Annotated in this window: 4 protein-coding genes; all 4 read right to left on the bottom strand. The window is 38.7% G+C overall.

Annotated elements, in window-relative coordinates:
- Positions 1 to 190: 190 nt before the first annotated feature.
- Genes DU53_RS05830 through DU53_RS05815 form a run of 4 tightly spaced genes read right to left on the bottom strand, consistent with a single transcriptional unit; the run spans position 191 to position 3,424 of the window.
- Positions 191 to 457 (bottom strand): hypothetical protein, encoded by a 267-nt coding sequence (locus tag DU53_RS05830; RefSeq protein WP_063727973.1) that lies wholly within the window; start codon positions 455 to 457, stop codon positions 191 to 193.
- A 2-nt stretch (positions 458 to 459) separates the two neighbouring features.
- Entirely contained in the window at positions 460 to 2,256 is a 1,797-nt protein-coding gene (locus DU53_RS12285; protein WP_161484758.1) for a flippase-like domain-containing protein, read from the bottom strand.
- Between the two features lie 33 nt (positions 2,257 to 2,289).
- A complete protein-coding gene (locus DU53_RS05820; RefSeq protein WP_063727971.1) occupies positions 2,290 to 2,628 on the bottom strand; it encodes a hypothetical protein in 339 nt (112 codons plus the stop codon).
- Positions 2,612 to 3,424 carry a glycosyltransferase family 2 protein gene (locus DU53_RS05815; protein ID WP_063727969.1) on the bottom strand — a complete coding sequence of 271 codons (813 nt, stop codon included), beginning with the start codon at positions 3,422 to 3,424 and terminating at the stop codon, positions 2,612 to 2,614. Before DU53_RS05815 ends, DU53_RS05820 begins: the two co-directional genes overlap by 17 nt.
- Between the last annotated feature and the right edge of the window lie 277 nt (positions 3,425 to 3,701).

Raw genomic sequence — 3,701 nt, 5'->3', positions numbered from 1 at the left:
CCCGGTGAGTCTTGTTACCTCACGAATAGAACCATATTCCTGATAGAGCCGTTGAATCTCTTTGACCTCGTACACGTTTTTCACCCCTCCGTATACCTCCTTGAGCAGATTGTTTCTATTATCTCGCTCAAGAAGGTCTTTTTTTCCAGGGGGTAACGGGTCAATTTTCTATGGCCCTGGGGGGTCAATTTTATTTGACCACATACAAAAGGAATCTCACTAACGGGTATGGTCCATCTACTTGATACAAAGCCTTTGCTCTGTAACGTTTTGATGTTCGTACAACAAACAATGGGTCAAAGTTACCAACGTGGGTCACGCACATTATGAAGGGAGGTTCTGGAAGTTTTCCTTTAGATCTTGACTTTGCGATCATAGGAAGAATGAAGAGTATAATTCCAGAGTAAAACAACCAGATAATTTCATATACTGGAGAAAGTAATAGTTTTTTGATCATGTTTAGTTCAACTCCTTCTGGCCTTTTTGGCCAAAGCTCAGCAAAAAGTTTATAAGCCCAACCAGAATCAGAAAGTGATAGGTAACAAATCTCCAGATTGAAATAGCGATAATCAGTGATTGGTTTGGAAGCATACCCTTTAGCATAACAAACATCCCGGATTCAAAACCTCCGCTCGATCCCGGGGTAGGAATATAGTAAACTACAAAGCTCAAAAGCGTTTGCACGGCTATACTATCAATTAGAGAGAAATTGAAGTTTTGACCTTTATTCATCAAAATACCAACCACGATTACATAAAAAATACTGTAATTTATCAACAGATAACCCAGGGCTAAGAAGAAGTCAATTACAAGCGTTAAAGGTTTCTTAGACCAAATGCTTTGCATTCCAGCGTTGTATCTTTCAAACTTCTCACGGATAACACCCACGATAGTTTCTTTGTCTTTTTTAGCCAACTTTCCAATTACAGTGAGTAAGAACTTTCGATGTGAAATAAAATTCAAAAATTTTATTAGCAGGCTTCTTGAAAGAGCTAGAAAGGTAAAGAATATTCCAACAGTAATCGTTATAGCAATGCCAAAAGCAAATATTGTACCAGTGGTTTCTAGCTTAGCAAAGTAACTGAGATAACGTGGTAATAGAAGAACAGCCAGGAAAGCTGTGGAGAAATTTGATATCAGGTACTGTGAGATTACGGCAGCCAATGCATGCGAAACATTGATTCCAGCCTTTGTTAAATCATAAATTTGAAATGGTTGCCCACCTGCAGCGAAGGGGGTAATAGCACTAAAAAACAAGCTTAAGATTGTACTCCTGTACGATCTAAAATAAGACAAACGCTCATTCAAACTTTTCAGGAGAAGGAGCAATCTTAGAGCTGGTACGCCCAAACTCAGGAAAAGTAGAGAAATTGCAGCAACAACTATAGGCCAGGAACTTTTTAGTAAGCCAGAATCAATTTTGGCTCCAAAAATCTTTTGTATAACCAGTAATATAATGATGCTTATAGCAATACCAGCGAACATTCCTCTAATGGGCAAGGAAGAGTTCTTCTTTTTCATCGTTTCTTCCTTTTTTTTGTAGTAATCTTCGTCATAATAGTTATCATAGGTGATCTTGTTTCTGTTGAGAGCCACATCAAGCCATAACTTAAAGGCTTCTTTGAGCCCGTGCATGAAGTTTACCTTTGTATAGCGCCGATTCGAAGTGTAACATATCATAGAAGGACAAAATTTGACTTTGCCTATTTTTTTGAGGTTTTTTACAAGAATAAAATCCTGGGAAGCGACTTTGCTATTCAATTTGTAACCGCCAACAGCAAAATACGCATCTTTTCTAATCCCAAGATTTGCCGCACCTGACAAACTTACACCTGCGAGATTTGAAAGCCCATTAAGCAAACAGTAACTGAATACAGTAAGCCTTCTTAAAACCGGTCCATTCTCTCTAAAAGCCATGGGGCCGTATACTGCCACAACTTTGTCTTTTTGAAAGGCTTGAACCATTTTTGCCAACCAATTATTTGGATAAAGCGTATCAGCATCACAGCTGGTTATTATATCTCCAGCCGCCATTTCAAATCCCTTATGCATTGCATAGATAGAGCCTTTTCGCTCTTCAAATACCACCTTATCAGCGTACTTTTTCGCAATCTCAGGACTTTTGTCGGTACTGCCATTGTCAACAACGATGAGCTCGTAATTTTTGAAGCTTTGTGCCCGAATTGATCTCAATGTATCTTCCAAAAAGAATTCTTCGTTGAAGACCGGTACGATTATCGTAATAAATGGAGCCATTTTTTCACACACCCTTAAGTAAACCCATGGCCTTCATATCTTTTCTCGCTTGACCTTATACCACGTAGATTTCTTTTCAAAAGACCTGACAAAAGAAACCAGAATAGCGATTTGGAAGAAAGCGTACATTACAGGAACACCTATAATGGTGTTAATAAGTATTTCTTTTGGCCTGTGGCCATCGTGGAAAAGATAGCTGAACAAAGAACTTGAGTATAAAATGCCCCAGAACAACGGCATAACTGTGCTGAGTAGATAATCAGCCTTTAGCAAGTATGCTAATACAAGCATCAAAATAGGAAAAAGCACAAATGCTCCAATTGCTACTATCGCTATAATACCGAGATAGTAACCCTCAGAGAACTGTTTCAAAGATTTTTTTGATGCCCCCAATGTACCAGCGACAGTGTTGTTTGAATAAATCTTGTAGTCTGAAAGCATACTGTATCTTGCACCTTTTGCCTCTGACGAATTTCACTTTGAGTTTCCTCTTCCAGAGCCTAAGAGCTAAATCAAAATCATCCACGAGAGTTTGTGGATCGAACTTTCCAACAATATCGAAAACCTTTCTCCTGATGAAAACGCCGCTGTTCATGAAGATCGTTGGTGAAAACAGTCCAGAATATACGAATGCTTTTATAAAGGAAAAATAAAGATCCTGGAGAATAACTGCCAGGGTACGTGATTGATTATATGATTCGAAGTCTGTGAATACAACATTAATTTCAGGGGAGCGGAAGAGTTTGGAATACTCCTTAATAAAATCCCAATCCACACGCGCGTCAGCATCAAGGAAAAGTACAATATCCTCTTCGACCAGATCAAGAGCAACATTCAAAGCTTCAGATTTACCTGGAGCACCAGTGTTACGAACAACGGTCAAATTTGGAAATTCCCTTGACAACTCGCTCAGGATTTTATATGTGGAATCCGTGGATTTATCGTCAACAACAATTACCCTAAAAGTCCGAGGGGAATTAGTCAACAAATTGCGAACGGTATTTTCTATAACACTTTCTTCATTCTTTGCGGCAATGACAGCCACAACAGAGTAATCAACATCGTCTGAATGATTAACGTCCAGAAGCTTCTTTGTGAAGTGATTTTTCACGTACCCAATAAACGCAAATACAAATCCTATGATCACACCGTACACAAAGCTTGCCAAAACACTTCACCACCAATCAATGTCATCATACATAATATCAGAAATAAAAGGCTATGTCAAGAAAGCGAATTGCTTCAAAAAAAATCTACTCGAAAAGGGAACGTTGCGTCAAAAATAAATCTACTCAAAAAAGAGGGATAATCTTCTCGAATACCCGGGAAGGTAGGCGAGAAGATGAAGAGGTTAGATATGAAAAATGTGGTGGAAGATTATTCAAAAAGGTACAGGAAAGCTCGCAAAAAGGAAAAATCCGAAATTCTAGAAGAGTTCACCCGAG

Source organism: Kosmotoga sp. DU53 (assembly GCF_001639905.1).
Classification (GTDB): domain Bacteria; phylum Thermotogota; class Thermotogae; order Petrotogales; family Kosmotogaceae; genus Kosmotoga; species Kosmotoga olearia.
Note: the sequence above shows the minus strand (reverse complement) of the source record. Positions and strands in the feature narration are given on the sequence as shown.

Coding starts and splice junctions, on each gene's coding strand:
- DU53_RS05830 (WP_063727973.1), bottom strand. CDS start 457: ATGATCAAAAAACTATTACTTTCTCCAGTATATGAAATTATCTGGTTG.
- DU53_RS12285 (WP_161484758.1), bottom strand. CDS start 2,256: ATGGCTCCATTTATTACGATAATCGTACCGGTCTTCAACGAAGAATTC.